At 37.8% G+C, this 19,596-nt stretch carries 23 protein-coding genes and 2 pseudogenes; 1 reads left to right on the top strand and 24 read right to left on the bottom strand.

The window, feature by feature from the left end; translation table 11 throughout:
- Positions 1-6: 6 nt before the first annotated feature.
- The 13 genes from aguA to ADH81_RS05735 form a co-directional block, all read right to left on the bottom strand.
- A complete protein-coding gene (gene aguA, locus ADH81_RS05795; RefSeq protein ID WP_049527190.1) occupies positions 7-1,092 on the bottom strand; it encodes an agmatine deiminase in 1,086 nt (361 codons plus the stop codon).
- A complete protein-coding gene (gene nspC / locus ADH81_RS05790; protein WP_049527188.1) occupies positions 1,089-2,216 on the bottom strand; it encodes a carboxynorspermidine decarboxylase in 1,128 nt (375 codons plus the stop codon). Before nspC ends, aguA begins: the two co-directional genes overlap by 4 nt.
- Entirely contained in the window at positions 2,216-3,475 is a 1,260-nt protein-coding gene (locus ADH81_RS05785; RefSeq protein ID WP_049527186.1) for a saccharopine dehydrogenase family protein, read from the bottom strand. The genes nspC and ADH81_RS05785 overlap by 1 nt, the downstream gene beginning before the upstream one ends.
- Positions 3,472-4,332 (bottom strand): polyamine aminopropyltransferase, encoded by an 861-nt coding sequence (speE, locus tag ADH81_RS05780; RefSeq protein WP_000366713.1) that lies wholly within the window; start codon positions 4,330-4,332, stop codon positions 3,472-3,474. The genes ADH81_RS05785 and speE overlap by 4 nt, the downstream gene beginning before the upstream one ends.
- Entirely contained in the window at positions 4,333-5,787 is a 1,455-nt protein-coding gene (locus ADH81_RS05775) for an aminotransferase class I/II-fold pyridoxal phosphate-dependent enzyme (protein ID WP_049527183.1), read from the bottom strand.
- Between the two features lie 599 nt (positions 5,788-6,386).
- On the bottom strand, positions 6,387-7,403 hold the full coding sequence (locus ADH81_RS05770) for a hypothetical protein (RefSeq protein ID WP_049527180.1): 1,017 nt from the start codon (positions 7,401-7,403) through the stop codon (positions 6,387-6,389).
- Positions 7,396-7,863, bottom strand: a complete 468-nt coding sequence (locus tag ADH81_RS05765; RefSeq protein WP_049527177.1) for a hypothetical protein — start codon at positions 7,861-7,863, stop codon at positions 7,396-7,398. The genes ADH81_RS05770 and ADH81_RS05765 overlap by 8 nt, the downstream gene beginning before the upstream one ends.
- Before the next feature lie 43 nt (positions 7,864-7,906).
- Positions 7,907-8,701 (bottom strand): DUF4261 domain-containing protein, encoded by a 795-nt coding sequence (locus tag ADH81_RS05760; protein ID WP_049527175.1) that lies wholly within the window; start codon positions 8,699-8,701, stop codon positions 7,907-7,909.
- Between the two features lie 47 nt (positions 8,702-8,748).
- Positions 8,749-9,246: a hypothetical protein gene (locus ADH81_RS05755; protein ID WP_049527172.1), complete on the bottom strand. Its 498-nt coding sequence runs from the start codon at positions 9,244-9,246 to the stop codon at positions 8,749-8,751.
- Positions 9,247-9,256: 10 nt separating this feature from the next.
- Complete coding sequence (locus tag ADH81_RS05750; RefSeq protein WP_049527169.1) at positions 9,257-9,811, bottom strand: hypothetical protein; 555 nt, start codon at positions 9,809-9,811, stop codon at positions 9,257-9,259.
- 17 nt (positions 9,812-9,828) lie between these two features.
- On the bottom strand, positions 9,829-10,311 hold the full coding sequence (locus ADH81_RS05745) for a hypothetical protein (protein ID WP_193389826.1): 483 nt from the start codon (positions 10,309-10,311) through the stop codon (positions 9,829-9,831).
- An 18-nt stretch (positions 10,312-10,329) separates the two neighbouring features.
- Complete coding sequence (locus ADH81_RS05740) at positions 10,330-11,181, bottom strand: CbrC family protein (RefSeq protein WP_049527162.1); 852 nt, start codon at positions 11,179-11,181, stop codon at positions 10,330-10,332.
- 31 nt (positions 11,182-11,212) lie between these two features.
- The gene (locus tag ADH81_RS05735) at positions 11,213-11,719 is read right to left on the bottom strand and encodes a YfbM family protein (protein ID WP_049527159.1); all 507 of its coding nucleotides are present in this window, start codon (positions 11,717-11,719) and stop codon (positions 11,213-11,215) included.
- Positions 11,720-11,839: 120 nt separating this feature from the next.
- On the opposite strand from ADH81_RS05735, the gene ADH81_RS05730 reads away from it, so the two are divergent.
- A complete protein-coding gene (locus ADH81_RS05730) occupies positions 11,840-12,859 on the top strand; it encodes a hypothetical protein (protein ID WP_049527158.1) in 1,020 nt (339 codons plus the stop codon).
- A gap of 30 nt (positions 12,860-12,889) precedes the next feature.
- Here ADH81_RS05730 and ADH81_RS11585 read toward each other — a convergent pair.
- From ADH81_RS11585 to ADH81_RS11580, 11 genes and pseudogenes are all read right to left on the bottom strand, one after another.
- A pseudogene (locus ADH81_RS11585) lies at positions 12,890-13,696 on the bottom strand (hypothetical protein).
- A 33-nt stretch (positions 13,697-13,729) separates the two neighbouring features.
- Positions 13,730-14,041 carry a hypothetical protein gene (locus tag ADH81_RS05720; protein ID WP_049527155.1) on the bottom strand — a complete coding sequence of 104 codons (312 nt, stop codon included), beginning with the start codon at positions 14,039-14,041 and terminating at the stop codon, positions 13,730-13,732.
- A gap of 38 nt (positions 14,042-14,079) precedes the next feature.
- Entirely contained in the window at positions 14,080-14,400 is a 321-nt protein-coding gene (locus ADH81_RS05715) for a hypothetical protein (RefSeq protein WP_049527152.1), read from the bottom strand.
- Positions 14,401-14,481: 81 nt separating this feature from the next.
- Positions 14,482-15,366, bottom strand: a complete 885-nt coding sequence (locus ADH81_RS05710; RefSeq protein WP_049527148.1) for a DUF4300 family protein — start codon at positions 15,364-15,366, stop codon at positions 14,482-14,484.
- A gap of 169 nt (positions 15,367-15,535) precedes the next feature.
- Positions 15,536-16,276: an alpha/beta hydrolase gene (locus ADH81_RS05705; RefSeq protein ID WP_049527145.1), complete on the bottom strand. Its 741-nt coding sequence runs from the start codon at positions 16,274-16,276 to the stop codon at positions 15,536-15,538.
- A 36-nt stretch (positions 16,277-16,312) separates the two neighbouring features.
- The gene (locus ADH81_RS05700; protein ID WP_049527144.1) at positions 16,313-16,699 is read right to left on the bottom strand and encodes a hypothetical protein; all 387 of its coding nucleotides are present in this window, start codon (positions 16,697-16,699) and stop codon (positions 16,313-16,315) included.
- 263 nt (positions 16,700-16,962) lie between these two features.
- On the bottom strand, positions 16,963-17,205 hold the full coding sequence (locus tag ADH81_RS05695) for a hypothetical protein (protein WP_049527142.1): 243 nt from the start codon (positions 17,203-17,205) through the stop codon (positions 16,963-16,965).
- 105 nt (positions 17,206-17,310) lie between these two features.
- Complete coding sequence (locus ADH81_RS05690; RefSeq protein ID WP_049527140.1) at positions 17,311-17,877, bottom strand: hypothetical protein; 567 nt, start codon at positions 17,875-17,877, stop codon at positions 17,311-17,313.
- 130 nt (positions 17,878-18,007) lie between these two features.
- Positions 18,008-18,232 carry a hypothetical protein gene (locus ADH81_RS05685; RefSeq protein WP_049527139.1) on the bottom strand — a complete coding sequence of 75 codons (225 nt, stop codon included), beginning with the start codon at positions 18,230-18,232 and terminating at the stop codon, positions 18,008-18,010.
- A gap of 127 nt (positions 18,233-18,359) precedes the next feature.
- On the bottom strand, positions 18,360-18,857 hold the full coding sequence (locus ADH81_RS05680; RefSeq protein ID WP_049527137.1) for a hypothetical protein: 498 nt from the start codon (positions 18,855-18,857) through the stop codon (positions 18,360-18,362).
- Positions 18,858-18,949: 92 nt separating this feature from the next.
- Positions 18,950-19,260 (bottom strand): annotated as a pseudogene (locus ADH81_RS11580) (competence protein TfoX).
- Between the last annotated feature and the right edge of the window lie 336 nt (positions 19,261-19,596).

Raw genomic sequence — 19,596 nt, 5'->3', positions numbered from 1 at the left:
TTTCTCCTATTCTGGAATTTGTTGGGTAATACAGTGGATATTTCCACCACCTAATAGAATATCTCTTGCAGGAATTCCGACAACTTCACGGTCTGGGAAACACTGGCTCAGAATATTCAAGGCAACTTGGTCGTTTAAATCCTGAAATTGTGGTACTAATACAGACTTATTAGCAATGTAAAAGTTCACATAGGAAGCTGCTAGACGTTCCCCAGCATAACGCTCCTCTTCTCCTTCTTCATAAGAATAACCCGGTAAATCTTCTTCTGTAACTACTTGATGACGAGCTGGAATCGGGAGTTTATGAATAGTGAAGGGACGACCTTTTGCATCAGTCTCTTTTTCTAAGATAGCTAAATCAGCTGAAGACATGGCGAACTGGGGATCGTCTTGGTCATCCGTCCATGCTAAAACGACCTCAGCAGGACCAACAAATGCTGCAACATTATCGACGTGTTCATTTGTCTCGTCTTGATAAATACCATAAGGAAGCCAGATAACTTTTTCGGCACCAAGGCTCTCTAGTAAGGTCTTTTCAATCTCTTCTTTAGTCAGGTGAGGATTACGACCAGGACTGAGCAAGCAGCTTTCTGTAACAAGAATCGTTCCTTGACCGTCACTATGTATAGCTCCACCTTCTAGTACAAAAGGTTTGGCATCGTAGACAGGCATTTCCAAGGCCTCAGCAAAACGACTAGCTACTTGGTCATCTGCTTCATAGTCTTGGTAGAGACCATCAACAGCACCACCCCAAGCATTGAAAGACCAATCTACCGCCAACTTTTCTCTTTTATCATTGATGAGAATAGTTGGACCAGTATCACGTGCCCAGGCATCATTTGTTGGGATATCTAGATAAACGACCTTATCACCAAGATAGGATTGGGCTTCAGATAGATAGTCCTGCTCCACTAAAAGGTAGACGGTTTCCCCTTGAGCAATCGTTTTGATAATCTGGCTAAAAGCTTCTTTAGCAGCCTTGCCTTCAAAAGGCCAAGACCCTGGTCGAGTAGGCCAAATCATCAAGGTTCCATGATGGGGTTCATATTCTGCAGGCATACAGTAGCCTAATTTCTTTGGACTGTCCATCATGATAATCTCTCCTTAAAGTCTTGGTAGCCAAAAGCTTTGACTAGACTGCATTCACCCTTTTTATCCATGAGATACAAACTTGGAAGCCCAATGCCGTTAAATGTATTATTTTTGACAAAGGAGTAGATTGCCATATCCTCAAAGTACAATCTATCTCCAATCTCAACTGGATTTTCAAAGCTATAGTCTCCAATGATATCACCTGTTAAGCAGGTATTAGAAGATAATCTATAAGTATAGGCTTTTTCTTTCGCTTCAAATCCATTTCTCAATGGGGGACGATAAGGCATTTCAAGGACATCTGGCATATGGCAGCTTGCCGAGGCGTCTAGCACCAAGGTCTCAATCCCATTTTCAACGATGTCTAAGACTTCAGTAGCCAAATAACCAGCATTAAGAGCAATCGCTTCTCCTGGTTCGATATAGACGTCAAGATTATAGGTTTCTCGAATTCGCTTAATCTCAGAAATCAGCAAGTCCACATCATAGTCGGCTCGGGTAATGTGATGTCCACCACCCATATTAAGCCATTTTACCTCATGCAAATAAGGCCCAAACTGCTCTTCTACAGCTTTCAAGGTTGTCTCTAAATCATCTGCCCCTTGCTCACAGAGGGTATGAAAATGAAGCCCGTCCACCAAGTCCAGCAAATCACTTGTTATCTTATCTGAAGTCACTCCGAAACGAGATCCAGGAGCACAAGGGTCATAGAGCGCGTGATCTCCTTGTGTTGAACATTGAGGATTGAGGCGTAGACCTACACTGATCCCAGCTTCACGACAAGGTTGACCATATTTTCGTAATTGTCTTTCTGAGTTAAAAACAATGTGATCAGATATTTGAAGTAACTCTTCCATGTCAGCTTCCTTGAAAGCAGGCGCAAATACATGGACTTCCCCCGGAAACTCTTCTCTAGCTAGCTTTGCTTCATAGAGTCCACTAGCTGTCGTACCTGACAGATACTGGCTAATCAAAGGATAGGTTTTATAGAGGGAATAGGCTTTTTGAGCCAGTAAAACCTTACAACCTGCTTTTTCTTGAATCTCTTGTAGAATGCGACAATTCTCTTCTAATTTTCCTAAGTCAATGATATAAGAAGGTGTTGGTACTTGTTCTAACTTCATTAGTCCACCATTTGTGGATTTTCAACCACGACCCATGGCAAACCGTATTTGTTCAAAGCTTCCATGAATGGATCTGGATCCAACTCCTCAAGATTATACACTCCTGGTTGTTTCCAAGTACCATCCATCACTAGTTTTGTTCCAATCATGGCAGGAACACCTGTTGTGTAAGAAATTGCCTGTGAACCAACTTCTGCGTAGCACTCCTGATGGTCACAAACATTGTAGATGTAGATAGTCTTTTCAACACCATCTTTGACACCTGTAAAGATACAACCAATATTGGTTTTTCCAACTGTACGTGGGCCGAGGCTTGCAGGATCTGGAAGCAAGGCTTTCAAGAATTGGATTGGCACAATTTCTTGACCGTTAAAGTTAATAGTATCTGTACGAAGGAGCCCAACGTTTTCCAAGCATTTCATGTGAGTTAGATAAGATTGGCCAAAAGTCATAAAGAAACGAATACGTTTAACTCCTGGGATGTTTTTAGCAAGCGATTCAATTTCTTCATGGTGAAGAAGATACATGTCTTTTTGACCAACTTGAGGGAAATCATACTCACGTTTGATAGACATGGCTTCGACTTCTACCCATTTTCCATCTTCCCAGTAAGAACCTGGTGCAGAAACCTCTCGGAGATTGATTTCTGGGTTAAAGTTTGTTGCAAATGGATAACCGTGGTCCCCACCATTACAGTCTAAAATGTCGATATAGTGGATTTCATCAAAGTAGTGTTTCAAAGCATAAGCTGAAAAGACGCTGGTTACCCCTGGGTCAAAACCAGAACCAAGAAGAGCTGTCAAGCCTGCTTCCTTAAATTTTTCTTGGTAAGCCCACTGCCATGAGTAGTCAAAGTAAGCTGTAAAACCAAGTTCCTTACAACGTTTCTCATAGATGGCACGCCATTCTGAGTCTTCTGTGTCTTCAGCCTCATAGTTGGCTGTGTCGATATAGTGAACTCCCGTTGCTAAGCAAGCGTCCATAATGGTCAAATCTTGGTATGGTAGAGCTACGTTCAAAACAGCTTCTGGCTTGTAGCTTTCAATTAAGGCAATTACTTCTTCAACCTTATCAGCGTCAAGAGCAGCTGTTTCAATTTTAGTACTTGTTTTGCCCTCTAATTTAGCCTTTAAGTCATCACATTTTGACTTGGTACGGCTAGCAATCATAATCTCTGTAAAGGTTTCGCTATCTTGGCAAATCTTTGAAATAGCAACTTGGGCAACGCCCCCACATCCAATAACTAATAAACGACTCATTTTTTTCCTTCCTCTTCTTCTAAAATGTCTTCTACATACTTAGGCAACATAAAGGCACCCACATGTAAGTTTGCAGTGTAGTATTCTGTGAAAAGCTGGCGTTTTTTCCAGCCTTCCTTGTCAAAATCTTTGACAGGGTGATATTTTTTCGATGCAAATCCAAATAACCAATAGCCAGCAGGACTGGTAGGGATATGTGCCTGATAAACACGGCTGATTGGAAAGGCTTGATTGACCTTGCGGTGCATGCTTCGGCAAGCTGACTCATCTTCGTCAAAGAAAGGACTACCATGCTGGTAAATCATGATCCCGTCTTCTTTGAGAGCTCGATAACTATTGCCGTAAAATTCCTTGGTAAAGAGACCTTCTGTATGTCCAAATGGATCAGTCGCATCATTGATGATAATGTCGTAGTCATCTTCACAGTTTCGTAAAAAGCGAAGCCCATTTTGGTAGTAAATGGTAACACGAGGATCATCAAGACCTGCTGCAAAGTCTGGGAAATACTCACGACAGACCTCTACCAACATCTCATCCGGTTCCACGATATCGATTTGTTCCAATTCTGGATAGAGAGTTAATACCTGGGCAACACCACCGTCACCACCCCCTATAACCAATACTTTCTTAGGATTGGGATGGACAGCCATGGGAACGTGGACGGTCATTTCGTTGTATACAAAATCATCTGCATCCGAGAACAAGACATGCCCGTTTAAAATCAAAATCTTACCAAAAGCTGGCGTATCTAATACTTCAATATCCTGCCATTCACTTTTACCAGCGTAGAGTTGCTTGGCTGTTCTCAGGGATAATTTCACATCTGGAGTATGAACTTCAGAAAACCATAAATCCATTTAGTTCTCCTTTCTCTCAATGACATTAATGTGGTTGACCTCTGGATCTTCCGTTCCTTGGAGAGAACAACCACGTTCTTTAGCAAATTGGATATAATCGACAAGACCTTGTGTAATGCGTTCACCAGGTGCTAGGATTGGAATTCCTGGAGGGTAGCACATGACAAATTCCCCACAGACTTGCCCCACAGACTCGTCCAGGGTTAAGCTTCTTCTCTCTGAGTAGAAGGCTTCCTGAGGAGACAGCACCAACTCTGGTTGGATATATTCTCCAGCGATCAAGTCTTTTCCATCTCTAGAATAAAGTCTCTTGATATCAGCTAGCGCACCCACCAAGCGTTCAATGTCTTGAATGCGGTCACCAATTGAAATGTAGGCCAAGATATTCCCAATATCACCAAACTCAATCTGAATATCATATTCGTCTCGCAGGAGATCATAAACTTCAATACCTGTTAGACCAATCCCCTGAGTGTAGACTGACAACTTAGTAACATCAAAATCACAGACAGACACACCGTCTACTAGCTCTTTTGAGTAAGCATAGTAGCCACCGATGGCATTGATTTCACGACGAGCGTACTCAGATAGCTCAATGACCTTCTCAAAGGATTCTTTACCACGAAGGGCCAGATTGCGGCGTGAAATATCCAAACTAGACATTAGTAAGTAAGATGCTGATGTTGATTGTGTCAGATTAATAATCTGACGCACGTACTCAGGATTCATCTGATCCCCAACTAAAAGAAGTGAACTTTGTGTCAAGCTACCACCAGACTTATGCATGGATACAGCTGACATATCTGCTCCTGCATCCATAGCAGATAGAGGAAGTTTATCTGTAAAATGCAGATGGGCACCGTGCGCCTCATCTACTAAGACTTTCATTCCTGCGGCGTGAGCCATCTCTGTTAATCCCTTAAGGTCTGAACAAATCCCATAATAGGTTGGATTGTTAATTAGGATAGCCTTGGCATCCGGATGTTCCTGAATAGCTTGTGCTACACGCTCATTTTCAAGCCCCAAAGCAATACCGATTTTTGGATCCACACTCATCTCAATATAAATGGGAATAGCGCCACATAAAACGAGCGCATTGATAGCTGACTTATGAACATTTCGAGGAAGGATGATCTTATCTCCAGCTTTACAGGTGGAGAGAATCATAGTTTGAACAGATGAGGTTGTGCCCCCAATCATTAAAAAGGCATGAGCAGCACCAAAAGCTTCTGCAGCTAGTTCCTCAGCTTCTCGGATAATCGAAATGGGATGCCCCAGATTATCCAAGGGCTTCATAGAGTTGACATCTATGCCTACACATTTTTCCCCTAAAAGTTCAACCAACTCTGGGTTTCCACGGCCACGCTTGTGACCAGGTACGTCAAACGGTACAATTCTTTTCTTTCGTAACTTGACCAACCCCTCATAGATGGGAGCTTGGTTTTGATTTAACATTATAAAGACATACTCCTTATCATATTTTTTACACCTTAACCATGTAAGGCTCTAAAGGATACTTATGAAAAAAGAGCAGGTTGGCACCTGCTCTACAATCTACTGACGTGTTTATGTTTGTTTCTTTTGAGTATGTCTGTTCCTGATGTTTCCTAACTCTCTAGTAGCAAATATTACGTACTTTATTGATCGTTTCACAAGATGACGTGTGCTTTCACCACACTAACAAATCTATACGAATTAGGACAAGTGTCCTAACATCAACTTATAAAAGTAGGCTTTTAACCCTATCAATAATGTGGCTTTTCAACCACGCTTCGGCATTCAACCCTGCCTGTCCGTAGGCATTTTTTACTCGGGTTTATATTTGCTAGAAAACATCATCTCATTTTCTAAGCTTCATTACTATATCATGTTTTCGTATTCTTGTAAAGTATTTTTAGAAACTTTTTTAAATAAATTCATTTTTTCGTTCGTGAAATTTATTTAACCTAAAAATGGAAATCGTTTTAAATTTAAATCAAAAAACAAAAAAAGAAACTAAATAGATTAGTTTCTTTTAATGAATCATAAGCATAATCAACTATTCAAAATCCTATCTAGTCATCTCGTGCTACTTGAACAGCTAGCTCAAAATCAGTCATCAAGTAATTTTCATCTAGACGGATGAGACTATAATACTCATTCCAAAATAGAGAGTCACTGTTGCTGGACCACTTTAAGCCATACCATAATTGATTGACATCGTTTGTTCTTGATGGTGGAATTGACCATAGATGCTTTTTAAAATTTTCTTGAACAAGTGGAACATCAAGTCGACTAGTCAAGTCAAGTTCATCTAATTTGAAAGTGATAGAATGTTTTTTAGCTGCCTCAATACTTTCCTTGTTAAATCGAACCTGAATAATCTTAGAATCTTCTAAAGCCACATTCTGGTCCTCAGCACCGTAAAAGGAAATACTGCCCAGTACTATGCCATCTTTTGCAAGAAGATAGGGAGCGTAAGGAACAGCATTGCTATCCAGTCTGAAGCCTTTTTCGATGGTAACTGTTTTATTGCCTGAATACCTTTGGAAACTGCCATCTGTCAGGAGCTCTTCGTAGTCGCTAGCACCATCGCCCTGTCTTACATAGATGTCAAAATCAGCATCCATCAGCTCACTGGCTTTAGTTTCTGCTAGAGTGATTTTACTTTCATTGATCTGCAAAATCGGTGCTTGAGGTGGCAAACCAATAGTGAGATTAAACATGATTCCTACCAGAAAGACCATAAAGGTTATAAGGAGGGCAAGTAAAGACTTTCCAGTCCTTTTTCTTGCATTGAAAAGGGCCATTAGAGCAGGTAGAAGGATCATTTTGGCTAAAATAGAATTCCCAACACCACCTCTATTTAAGGCCTGAAAAGCAAAGACGCCTGCAATAGCAATCAACGTCAGGTAGACTAAAATCTCGCCTAGACCCAATTTGTCTGTTCGAGTTTGTTGATTTACAGGGGTTTCGTACAATGACTGCCCGTTCTCTCTCCTCTTTTTTAGAAAGAGATAAAAGCCCAGACCAAGTAGCAGATTAAAGATTGCAAAAACTATTAAAGTACCTATTATCGCCGTTCTAGCCATGGCTCTCTACTCCTTTATGTTCTCTCTCAAATCTTATCTTTCTCTTTAGCACCCAATTCCCAACTAATAAAACCAGCAAGAAGAAGGGGCCACCTTCTATGACCACAATGGGCAAAGCCAGTAGAGCAATCATCAAAAAACTAGCTTTCTTTTGACGCCAACTACCGCCCCATTCTCCGTTTATCAGTCCACCTAAATAGTTGACGTAGTCAGTAAACCAAGTCAATAAGGGATTTTGAAAATCATTGAGCCTTAGGTAAATGAACATAGCAGAATTAAGCAAAACATAAAGAATTCCAAGGACTAGAATAATCTTTTGACTAGTTCGAGTAGCCTCTAGAACGATTCTTTCTCTCTTCTCTGGTTTTATTTCCTTGATACTTGGATTTTTACAAGATAATTTTTCAAATCTATAGACCAGAAATCGGTAGAGATAATACTTTTTTATATCACGCTTCATAAAACCCCCAATCTAGGAAGGACACTCATTTATAAATCATGGTTTAAACATCTAATTTCAAGGAATTTCCTTCCAAATAGACGGCTTTTGACTCAGTGATTTTGATTTTTTGATCTTCTGAAAAGCCAATGGTTTCACCGTCCTTTAAGGTGACATTACTGCCTAAAACATACTGAAGAATAGACAAGAGGAAATAATATAAGTCATCACTATTCATAGGAGACTCGATAATTTCAATCTCAGTTTTTCCAAACTCTTTCAAACCATAAGTGTAAATGCTGGTCTTATCTTTCTGATTGATAATCCCCATATAAATCCAGAGTTGAAGGGGAAGTAGTTCTTCTTTCAAAAGATCAGCTAAGTCCATATAAAGATCTTTGGGCAAGAGCAAGGTGGTAGAACCCTGATAAATACCAATAGCTGATTGACTTGTTTTTAGGATAGAGGCATTGACTTTAGTTAATAAGGAATAAGTTTCTACTGGCGAAAGATTGTCAGACAAAATAGAAACAATGGCATGTTGTGTGTGCTCCTGTGTTTCCTTCTCAACATCCTGCCAGAGGTAAGAATAGGCATACAATTCTTCAAATTCTTGACTTGGGATAGGAAGATCCATCAATGCCAAAGCAACGAGAGCACCATCAATCACAAAGGTTGCACTAGAATCATCCCCAGAAACTTCAGAAATTTCAAGCCCCCAGTGAGATTTCAATTCCTGAACGACCTGGTCTAAAGAATAGGCCTGCTTGCCTTTGAAGAGGGGCATGGACAAGGTAAGGGTCTTTTTCTTCTCTGACTTTTCTTTCTTACTAGCAAATAGATTTTTCAAAAATTTCATAGGACTTCTCCTTTTCTCATATCATTTGGAAAGCAAAGCTCTCTTACTCAAAGTAAGTCGCCATACCAAGTTTCCTCATCCTCAAAACCGTAGAATTTCTCATCAAGTAGCCAATTTCCATCCACCAATTTAAGTACAAACTGATGCTTCATGTCTAAAGCTTCTTGATAGTGGGTGATGACTCTTGCTTCTTCAGCTTTTGTCATGATAAAATCTACAGAAAAATCATTCCTTTTAACATAGTTATACTCACTTAGAGAGCTATAAGAAATTCGAACTCCTCCTTCCAAGTAATTTTGAGTCACTCGTCCAGTTAGAAGTTGCATTTGCCTCTGAAAATAGTCATCCATAAGTTCATTCCACTTGGGATGAACTTGATTTGATGGGATGCCAAGGCCTTCTTTTTCCTTATCCAGTGCTCTGTTACGCTCAAAAATTTCCTCTTCTAACAAGGTTAAACTTTTAAGGATATCAAGCAATGGTGTAATGATTATTTCTGCTAGAGTTTGATATTTTTCAGGGGTATTTTTATAGTTCACTCTCATAATAAGCCTCTTAATCATCTTGGATTAATTGCTTTAATTCTAGGTCTGAAAGAAAGCCTTCAATGTAAAGTTTCCTAAGTAAATCTTTATCTACGGTAATTTCATAATAGTCAGTCACAAACTCATGAAATCTCTCAAAGCTATCAAAGAGGTAAGATAGCAACCATTCTCCGCCATCCTGATCTTGGTAAGTGTGTTGATGCGCTTGATCGTCATACCAGATAAAGAAGGTTGTTTCATCTTTTTGATCTTCGGAATAAAGTGAGAAATACTTTTCATCCAGTCCTTCATAAAATCCATCAATGACGTCTTGATTCCACTCGTCAGCAGCAAACTGGCTTAAACTACTTTCATGATCAAAGCCTTTTATAAGGATTATTTTATCAGTCAAAATCACATCCAAAGAATCACCAGAGCCATTGTCAATAAGGTAGCGGAGTCCATAGTCTTCCTCAGTCTTAATCACGAGTCTGAGCCAATCCTCACTCGGATCGGTCAGATACTCATCAATGACCAGCAAGGCATCTAAACGAGTCTTTATCTTGTCCCAATCAATCTTTCTCATCTCTAAAAACCTCCATCTTATTCTTGCAATTTATCAAGATCACAAGCCCTATAGCGAGCTGTTAGATAGCCCGAAAAGCTAATCTGAGGGATATTCCACTCATTAGGTAAATAAATCCAACAATCTACCTGATCACCTAGAGGGGAACTTGCTGAGAAGACATATCTTCCCAAATCCTCATTATTAGGATTTCTTTCAACTTGACTCAATCTGCTAGTATTGAACCAGTCTTTAAACAGTAGCCAGATTTGCTCGGCATCTTCGTTTAATAGGGAGACTTTCAAGTTGTAGATGATTCCGACCCTACATCTTTTTTTGAATCCTGACTCATCAACCTTACAAACCTTTATCGTTCCCTTATCATACTGCCAGTTATCACTATCTAATAGGGGAAATCGAACAGATAGATTGTCTTTAAATCCCTGCATAGTATCTAATAAATCTTTGGAGGCTGCTTCGAATAACTCTAGTTCTTCCATAGTCTTCTCTTTAATTTTCATAGCTAATCACAATCCGATTTAATCTGCATCAACCCAGATCTGGTATTTTTGACAATGTAGGCATCTGAAAAGGTAACCACAGAGAGACCCATCTTTGACCAAGTAGTCTTCTACCTCTTGATATTCTTCACGCGCTTCATAGTCTGCCAAGACTTGCTCAGCGATTCCCATATCCATCAATTCTCGAGTTCCAACTGTACCCAAGTAAGCACAGTAATCTTGGCAACAAGAAAGCCAATATTCTCCCTGCCAACTAGAGTATCCTGGGGTCTGACAAAAAAGTAGCTGATTCTTTTCTGGATCCAATTCACCCTGCCACTCGGCATCTTGGATAAATTCCGCATCGAATTTTTTGGCTGCTTGACCGTTTGCAATGCAAGTTGGGCAGAGATGTTCTATCTCTTCAATACTATAGGGTCTAAGAGCATAATAAATATTGCTTTCTTTCCCACAAGATGGACAAAGCTTGGCTTCTCCTTCAACAAATGAACCTGTAGCTAAGGGATCTGGATGATAGAGAAAATGAGGTAAATCTTTTAACAAGTCCTGCCTTTGCTTCTTCTCTTCTTTTGTTAGGGGACGAGGAAGGGCAAAACGATCGCCATGACTCTGACTCATTTCTTGTAAACGGCTCAGTTTCTTTATCTGTTTTCGGTCTGGTTTATCTAAGATTTCGGTAAATAAGCTATAGGCACTAGTGTAGAGACCCAATTGTTCATAAAGGTCAACTAAGACTTTCTTCGCTTCTAAATCATCAGACTTAGCTAATTCATCAGCAAAATCATAAAGGGCTGCGACACTTGAAGACTTTCCATCTTGGTCCAGGTATTGCTTTTTTAATGTAATGTATTTTTCTAGAAATGGATTCATAGGATTACCTTTCTAATGGAATATAAAAACCTTAACAGATAGTAACTAGGACATTCCCCTTGTGGTTTAAGATTTCCTTGTAAAAGTCTTTCATTTTGACAAAGCAGGTTAAAATGTCATCCTTGATTTCTTCCTCTTCCTCAAGATAATCCCAAATATCAGGATACAAGTCGGCTTTCTTACAGGCTTCCATACTAAAATCAACCATAGCTCTGTCCATGTCAAAACTTTCTAAAGCTTCTACTATCTCGGCTATCTTGTTTTTTTCAGTATAGGCGATATATTCAGATACATCCTCTAGAGGAGTCACCCCTAAAACAGCTTCTCTCAAGGGATTGTCATCCAAAAATTCTGAACTACTAAATCCTGTCAAGACAAAGACCAAGGCATCCCACATTTTATCGATATCCAGAAAAATTTCATATTCTTCTGCATAATCCTCCGCCAAGTCCAGCAAGTTATTTTCCTCATTAGAAAGTAGCTTTATTTGTTTTAATTTATCGTCTGGTAAATATTGATAATTGGCAATCATTCCCATGATTTTACTCCTTTGAATCAGTTAGTATCATACGGATGTTTTTAGCTCTATTTCCCTAGAAAATGCTATAATGTAGATAAGAAAATTGTTTTATTGAATGTTAAATAGGCGGAAATAGTCATGTTCACTAGTATTGTTTTGGGCTTTTATGCTCTTTTCTTTCTATCCTTATCCTTTACCATCTATCTCTATATTAGACTTGTAGTTGCGGTTAAAAAAGGCAAAGACATTCCAAAATGGATTTATAAACTTGGCCATGCTCTTCAAGGAAGAATTCACGTTGACTATGAAGAAATCACTGATTCCAATGCCCTTAAAGAGATTCATTGGTTCTTGCTGATCTATTTAATCGTAAATCTACTCGTATTGGCTGGCTTCTACTATCATGGCAATAGCTTCCCGCAAGCAGTTTATGAATGTTTGAAAAAACAATTTTTTATCGTACTTGTTAGTATGGTTTTAAAAAGTATTGGTAAATTTGTTGTACTGGCTATAAGAAAAAACTTTCATAACAGTCATGTCTATACATCAACCAACGCTGTTATCGGTACAGTTTTTTTAACGAGTTATGTTTTTATGTTTTGCACGATGATGAGTGGCCTTCCAGCTCAACCTGTTCCAGTAACCATTCAAGATACCACTGTCATTATCGGTGAGACCAAGGCTTCCGAGCTTTTGGACAAAGGCTTTAGCTTCGAAGATAAAAGTCCAGAGACTTCCATCACCAATCCCAAAAACGACCACTTCTACTACGGTCAGCTTCTCGAAGTCAAGCGGGATGATCAGTCCTATGGCTTTATGAGCCTTACTCCCACTGGTAAAGATACTGATCAACTCAAAAACTGCGTCGTCACCTATTACAGAACACCTAAGGATAACAAGCAACTAGAAGAAATTTCCATCAATCATGTCAAGCTAGCAAATCTCAAGCTCCAAGACTTTCAAACACGAAAATTAATCGATATCTTTGAAGTCAATTCTGCTGATTATCATGAATCTGATACCGATGCCAACTTCATTCTGACTATTCAAACAGCAGATTACGACCTCTGGAAAAGGTATCGGATTGAATCCAAGTTCAATTCAGATGGTTCCCTAGATAGCTATGGTGTTAGAGCCCAACACAGTCAATGGGAATGATTGACCATTTCTCCCTTTATCACATAGACATTAAACTGGAAAAATATCGTCGACAAGTTTATAGGTTTCTATGAACCGAAGGCCAGAAGAGCCTTTATCTCTTGTGATTTCTTCATAAATATCTTCTAAATTTTGGGCAGGTGCTAGCATCCAAAGACTAAAAGGTCTAAGTTTCACCTGTTCAATTTTTTCAATATTTTCTAATAATTGTCCTAAATCTTTGTGATTGAACCAGCAGTCTGTAACGAGAGCAAACTTTGTATTGTCCATCTTACAGGAGATATGACTGGTCAAAAAATCATCGATAGTGGGCTTTTTTGTCTGTAAGAGGCGCGTGCAAGCCAGATGGTACTCAATCTTTCTAGGACTCTGATCAACCATAGATACAAAGACAAGACCATACGCATCTTGGAACTTAACAGCAAGGAGATCCCCTTCTTCAAAATAGGGTTTACGTTTAGTTTTGGCTTTAGGGACCTTTAGAGGCCTAGGATTTTCAGTTTGCAACTGGATAGCAAGTTTTTCCAAGACTTTTTGCCTTTGCTTCAAAGCCTTTGGATCTATTTCCAATCAAAATGGATCAGCCCCTTTTTGGATAAGCTCTACTGTTTTATCTCTGATATCGTCTGTCAGGTGACCAATCTTCCACAGTGAATAGGCAAGAGCAGTCCAATAAATCTCTGTAAAAAAGTCTGTTTGACAGTAATCTTTCTCCTCATCGAGGATATCCTTTATAATGTTCGCCACCTGTTCACCGTCTCTATAGCGACCAACTACTTCATTGTAAATATCATAACCTTGATCACTGTCAATGATTTTAACGCCATCAATAGCCATACTCAACTCCTATATCTTATTAAATCTCAAAGCTTATTTAATCTTATGCTTATTCATTTTCTCTTGGAAAATATTTGTAAGAATTTGGCGTAATTCTTGGGCTTCCTTTTCAGGAAGTTGGCCTTCTTGTTCAGCTATAGCGTACAACTCTGGATACTCGATCGAGATTCTCTTAACAGTACGTGTAATGGCATGTTTTCTAACAAAAAATGGAATTCGTTTAATCATATCTTGAGGAATTAAAGCGATAATCTTATCGGCAGTTTCCTTGTCGTTCAACTTAGAGAAAGTTAGTCCCTTTTTAATCATTTCTTGTTCTTTTTCTGTAAAATCTTTAATATCCATTGTGTCTCCTTATGACTATTTTATTTACTACTATTATACTATTTTTTTAATTGATCGAATGAAAAGTCTCTATAAATCACTTCTCTGCCAAGGACAGAATCTGTTGTAACAGGTATTTTTTTCAGCAAATCTTGGATATCAATATCATTAGGAAGAGGATTCAATTCTCCCAGACTATTTTCCTGAAGATGTGCTGCAAAGATAAACTCTCCTTTTTCCCAATCAATAGCACAATCATTGATAACATCTACTGGCGACAGGTCCAGCAGTTCTTGCTCTTGCGCTATAAAAGTTTCGTAGATCAGCTCAAAAATAGCTTCCTTATCAATTTTTACAACTCTTAATGTCTTTTCATCCATGCTTGCTGTCCTCTAATCATATCAATTTAGCTATCATTCGATTGGTAACTTCTTATCCCACTCTTTAAGCAAATCATCCTTTTAGAGTTGAACCCACTTATCATTATCCATAATAAAGGGTTTCGCTAGACCTTCACCTGTATAGTTTTCGTATTTTGTATCTAAATATTTGTAACAATCTTCCTTGGTCGCAAATTTAATGGCTTGATAAGGTTCCTCGAAGGTTAACTTTTCGACAAAGAGATAGCCATCCACGCTTGGTACAAGAATACCGACATGTCCGATAAAGAGGGATTGCCCATCCAGATCATCATGGACGACTACGGATAGCATTCTTGCATTTTCACTAAACTTAAATTGAGAAAGGAACTGCTCCATCTTTGCAGCATGAACCTTGACATCAGTTGTTGCTTCGGTCTTGACTCTTGAGAATAGAATATCAAAGGCATCCTTGTCTTCTGCACCAAAGACTTTTCCCTTATCAATAGCATCATTATCGACAAACAAAAGGGAATCATCTTTCTCTAACTTAGGAATTTCGATGGAATTTTTCAATAAACAATAACTGTTAATACGACAGTTAGTCCCGACAAAATCACCTTTTTTCGGTGTCCAAAGATTGGTAATTTTTTCTACATCATAGTCTGTTTTGGTGAATGTAGAAAAACCTCCAGTTAAGCCAACCGAACCAACAGTTTCATTATAGTCATTGACAAGATTGAAAAATGCATCCACACTGTCTTTATCCAAATATGCAGCCAAGGATTTTCGAACCTCTTCTGCACTTGGTTTACTGTTCATATTGCTATAAGTAGCTTTCCAAGAAACCTGATTAGACTGTACTTGAGTGACTGAGGTTTCAATAGTCCCATCAGTTGTCTGTTGAGCTTGATTACAAGCTACTAAGGTCAAAAGAAGCGTTGAGCAAAGGACAATTTTTATCAGACGATTGTTTTTTTCATCAATTTATCTTTCTAAATATGTTTGGAGTTGCAAGCACTTTTGACGAGTAACTATTTTAGCAGCTATTAGATAAAGTTAAGGTCATACAGGATCTTGCATCAATCTATTTTCACTCATTTCTATGGTCCTCCATATAGGTCTTGTTTGTGGGTTCTAATACTGTAGCATTAGTTTACATTTCATCTCGCAGGATCTTAGAGTAAACTACTGGATTTTCAGTGATCTTTCGACAGTGATCATATCCTTGCCAAATGTGAAATGTGGCATGAGGATACTTTTTGGGGAGAACTTTTTTAGCAGCTATCAAGTCGAATTCTTTTGATCCATAAAAGAAAACACAACTTTTTTGTTCCTCTGGCGTAAGATTAGGCAAAGCCACAAAGGCACAATCATGGGAAATATGTTTGATACTTTCTTCATCCATAGCAATGAAAGAATCCGCCATCATCTCTCCTTTTTCTCCATAAAGTGAAACCATCTTACGAACAGCTATATCTCTATTTCGCAAGGCTTTTCTATGCTTTATTAACAATAAATACCTAGTAAATACATCTAGCAAAGGCGCATTTGTCCATAAACTAACCCCTTCAAAAACAAATTTCCCAAACCTGATATCCTTATGATTCAATAATTGCAGTAACACAACTCCACCTAAGGACGCTCCAAAGGCTAAACTCAAATCTTTTATCTGGTGTTCCTTTAGATAATCGTAGATCATCTGGCTTTCCTTAAGAGCTGACTCGTAAGTATCCGAAGCTGATCGCCCATGCGCGGACAAATCCGGAATAATATATCTAAACTCTTGCCCCATCTGATCTGCAATGAGGGACTTCATCCCTTGAGCCGATGATAACATCGGGTGGATTAACAATATCGTATCTTTCTGATTAGAATTAAGATCAAGAATGTTCATTATCTATCACCAGATTTCTTTCCTTTACTCACCTTCTTAAGTTTCCTCTAGATAAATTTTAACTGCTAAATATTCCTCTTCTTTAGCATAGGCAAATACTTCTGAATTTCTAATGTAGTCAAAAATATTTTCCTCTAAATCTTCATCGCAGGTTGATTCACTAAAGATTTGATTGTCTTGACTAGCTTCATAAAAAATATCAAGGTGAACTTGATAAAATTCTTCATCTTCATCAGGGACTTGCCTTACTAATGAAAATTGAAACAAAGGTTTATCAGATATACTGGTAAATGTCCCTACTTCAAACAAAATCATTTCATCATCAATAGGCTCACGACACAAGTCTTCAAAGATAGCTACCATATCCTCCAAGGACATTCTATCAGTGATTCTTTCTCTTAAAAATTCAAGTGATTGCCTCATGCTTCTCCTCTTTCTAATTGGAGCTTCGTTCTTAGAATAATCCTATTAAAAAATTGAATCTCTACACCCTTTATTATACTACATAAACAGAAAAAAAGACCGAACCAGTGGGCTTTTACCTTGGTTTCAGTCTAGATCTTTTTGATAATCGGAATAGCCACTGTAAGGACGTCTATCCCAAAATTAATTCCCTGTACTTGGTAGTGATAGATGGGGGCTAAGCAAAATCTAAAACTCACAGATACAACTTTCATCTCACATTTTTAAAAATTCTCATAAGCAACTTCTTCAAAATAGTCATCCAGATGATGATAGATCCGCATATCTTCTTCTGAACTACCTTGTAAAACTGCAAATACCTTCACTTTCTCATCATTGACAAAGACGAAATTATGTTCACCAAAATAAGCCTGATAACCCTTGTCAACTAAGGTCCAAAGTTCATATTTTTTTAAACCAAAAATATCTTTTTTTACAAGATAGGTTTTCCCGATTTCCATTTTCATGATAGATATTTCTCCTTAAAAAGCTAGATAGTGCTAGATATTTCTTTTTACTGCTCAATCCGCCTACTCAAGCAGTGGCATAAACTCACAAGAAACTTTGATTAACTATTGAATATCATCCACCGCTTCTTTCACATATCCTTTTACATCTTCAATCTCTACAAACGATGGGTCTAAGTGAAACAAGAAGTGCCAATCTTCAGCGCCTTTTTTTCTAAAGACAATCGCTTCGCCGTCTTCACTCCCAAAAAAGCTTCTATCGACTTCGTATCCACTGCGCTCTAAGAAGTCTTTTGCTTTGCAGAAGTTTGCTTCTCTTGCTTCGACATAAGCTTTGACTTCATAGTTGTAAACAACATAAGCATCGATTTTTGAATACCCTTCGATTACTTTATCATTTTTAACGGATAGATTCGAAATCTCTTTCCAAATAATGTCCACATTTTCCTCAGAGTTGAACATAAACTTAGAAAAGGGCACAATATTTCCCTTATAGATAATTTCCATATAATCCGGCAAGTGTTTAGCCTTAAAATACTCCACTTCAAACCCATCTTCTGTTTCTAAAGTATAACCAGGAATTTGAGCTACAAAAGCTTTACCCTCATCTAAAGAATCAAAAGCAACCAAATCTTTTGAATAATGATTTTGATACAATTCCAATATAAGCATCTATCATCCTCTAATCTTAACTGTTTCTATTAATTCTCATCATTTTTACGTTATTACTATCTCAGCCTGTGGTACTTCTGTTGAAAAATAAAAGTAAGACATTAAATTTTGTTAATATCCTGCTTAAACTTTAATTCAGTATTTTATAATAACCTTCATAAAAACTTTCCCTCGTTACCACTTCACCAGTATATTTTTCTTCTAGAAGTTCATAAATTTCAATTGGTCTAATCCCTTCTTCCGCCATATCTTGAAGGAATGGACTGCATAGCCTCATTTCACCTTTACTCGATCGTTTTAATAAAACTCCATATATAGGAATCTTAATTAATATATTATGGGTACTCTTTTTCATAACATTTATCTCCCCCACAAATTCGGATTGATTGGCAAGTCTACTTAACAAAATGATGCTGAACATAGCTTGACTTAATTTTATGAAAAGAGGCCAGTAACAAACCTAAGCCCAGCCTCTTAGATAATCATTTTTCTTTGTAGCAAATAATGTATGCTTTGATGAAATCACTTCCCACGACAATGGTTAACGGAACACTCAAAACAACTTCATCAGTTTTGCCATTCTCATACTCTTGTCTTTCTTCAGGAGAGTATAGGTACATAGCTATTGAATAGGTGTTTCCAGCCTCCAAGTCAAGATCCATACTGATATTTTCTGATTTGATATTGATCGTTTTGTTCAATCGAGTCTCAGTCGTTTTATAAACGCCCTCGATTGTATATCTCCCTGGAACTAAAGCAACTACCTTTTCTAGGTTTTCTCCAGTTATTGGATTAAAGTCAGCAAGATTCTGTCCATTAATTTTAGTTTTTGAACAGTATAAATGAACAATAGCTTTATCACTATTATCACTAACAAAGCTAACAGCTTTTTTCTTTCTATGGCTATATACAATCATAAATCCAACAAAGAGCAAGAGCCAAAGGACAAGAAAAAATACAATAATATAAGTTGAGTTCATCATATATCTCCTATATTTTCTTTACTTTTTAACTACATTATAGCACCAATCATTGACATGGATCAATATTTAATATAACTCTTACTGTCTCATCAAACTTTCCTACACTTCTTTTCTGGAAGTTCAGAGTACATGCCATTTAGAAGTTCTAGAATGAGTACCCTGTCCTCAAAACTATCAAATACGTACATAAGAGTTTTTGAGCCTTCATATGGATAACGCAATTCAGAATCTGCAAGAAGTCTATCCGATATCCTTGTTCACTTTAAAAACAGTTCACGATTGCAAATCTCCCCTATTAGTTTACCGTTAAAATCGACAAGATATCCGCCATCATGGATTTTATGACAATATCACCAAACTCAGAAAAACTGTCATGGACATATTGGTTAAATTCATTCATCTAGATTATCTCCCGTCAAATTCAAATTTATCTAGCTCCATTATATCAAATAAACCCGACTTTATATAAGTAAAACAAAAAAACAATACAATCTTCTAACCACAGTATTTCTAGTTAGTTTTATTCTTTCCTTCAGCTTTAAAAGATGAATCTTTAACACAGCATTTCTTTTATCAAGAATACTGATTGTATTAATTTCTATATTTTCATTGAAATTTATTAAAATCAGAATATAATTTTCAATTACTAATCATTCGAACTTCTCTACCTCTAACAAAATTTTATAAAAAAACGGTTTATGATTTTCGCTCAAAATTCCAATTCTAAAATAAAAAC

The organism is Streptococcus pseudopneumoniae (genome assembly GCF_001072925.1).
Lineage (GTDB): Bacteria > Bacillota > Bacilli > Lactobacillales > Streptococcaceae > Streptococcus > Streptococcus pseudopneumoniae_Q.
This window is presented reverse-complemented; position numbering and strand designations above follow the sequence as displayed.

What these genes read in the sequence shown, in the direction of transcription:
- aguA (WP_049527190.1), bottom strand. Translation starts at nt 1,092, where the DNA reads ATGATGGACAGTCCAAAGAAATTAGGCTACTGTATGCCTGCAGAATAT.
- nspC (WP_049527188.1), bottom strand. Translation starts at nt 2,216, where the DNA reads ATGAAGTTAGAACAAGTACCAACACCTTCTTATATCATTGACTTAGGA.
- ADH81_RS05785 (WP_049527186.1), bottom strand. Translation starts at nt 3,475, where the DNA reads ATGAGTCGTTTATTAGTTATTGGATGTGGGGGCGTTGCCCAAGTTGCT.
- speE (WP_000366713.1), bottom strand. Translation starts at nt 4,332, where the DNA reads ATGGATTTATGGTTTTCTGAAGTTCATACTCCAGATGTGAAATTATCC.
- ADH81_RS05775 (WP_049527183.1), bottom strand. Translation starts at nt 5,787, where the DNA reads ATGTTAAATCAAAACCAAGCTCCCATCTATGAGGGGTTGGTCAAGTTA.
- ADH81_RS05770 (WP_049527180.1), bottom strand. Translation starts at nt 7,403, where the DNA reads ATGGCTAGAACGGCGATAATAGGTACTTTAATAGTTTTTGCAATCTTT.
- ADH81_RS05765 (WP_049527177.1), bottom strand. Translation starts at nt 7,863, where the DNA reads ATGAAGCGTGATATAAAAAAGTATTATCTCTACCGATTTCTGGTCTAT.
- ADH81_RS05760 (WP_049527175.1), bottom strand. Translation starts at nt 8,701, where the DNA reads ATGAAATTTTTGAAAAATCTATTTGCTAGTAAGAAAGAAAAGTCAGAG.
- ADH81_RS05755 (WP_049527172.1), bottom strand. Translation starts at nt 9,246, where the DNA reads ATGAGAGTGAACTATAAAAATACCCCTGAAAAATATCAAACTCTAGCA.
- ADH81_RS05750 (WP_049527169.1), bottom strand. Translation starts at nt 9,811, where the DNA reads ATGAGAAAGATTGATTGGGACAAGATAAAGACTCGTTTAGATGCCTTG.
- ADH81_RS05745 (WP_193389826.1), bottom strand. Translation starts at nt 10,311, where the DNA reads ATGAAAATTAAAGAGAAGACTATGGAAGAACTAGAGTTATTCGAAGCA.
- ADH81_RS05740 (WP_049527162.1), bottom strand. Translation starts at nt 11,181, where the DNA reads ATGAATCCATTTCTAGAAAAATACATTACATTAAAAAAGCAATACCTG.
- ADH81_RS05735 (WP_049527159.1), bottom strand. Translation starts at nt 11,719, where the DNA reads ATGGGAATGATTGCCAATTATCAATATTTACCAGACGATAAATTAAAA.
- ADH81_RS05730 (WP_049527158.1), top strand. Translation starts at nt 11,840, where the DNA reads ATGTTCACTAGTATTGTTTTGGGCTTTTATGCTCTTTTCTTTCTATCC.
- ADH81_RS05720 (WP_049527155.1), bottom strand. Translation starts at nt 14,041, where the DNA reads ATGGATATTAAAGATTTTACAGAAAAAGAACAAGAAATGATTAAAAAG.
- ADH81_RS05715 (WP_049527152.1), bottom strand. Translation starts at nt 14,400, where the DNA reads ATGGATGAAAAGACATTAAGAGTTGTAAAAATTGATAAGGAAGCTATT.
- ADH81_RS05705 (WP_049527145.1), bottom strand. Translation starts at nt 16,276, where the DNA reads ATGAACATTCTTGATCTTAATTCTAATCAGAAAGATACGATATTGTTA.
- ADH81_RS05700 (WP_049527144.1), bottom strand. Translation starts at nt 16,699, where the DNA reads ATGAGGCAATCACTTGAATTTTTAAGAGAAAGAATCACTGATAGAATG.
- ADH81_RS05695 (WP_049527142.1), bottom strand. Translation starts at nt 17,205, where the DNA reads ATGAAAATGGAAATCGGGAAAACCTATCTTGTAAAAAAAGATATTTTT.
- ADH81_RS05690 (WP_049527140.1), bottom strand. Translation starts at nt 17,877, where the DNA reads ATGCTTATATTGGAATTGTATCAAAATCATTATTCAAAAGATTTGGTT.
- ADH81_RS05685 (WP_049527139.1), bottom strand. Translation starts at nt 18,232, where the DNA reads ATGAAAAAGAGTACCCATAATATATTAATTAAGATTCCTATATATGGA.
- ADH81_RS05680 (WP_049527137.1), bottom strand. Translation starts at nt 18,857, where the DNA reads ATGAACTCAACTTATATTATTGTATTTTTTCTTGTCCTTTGGCTCTTG.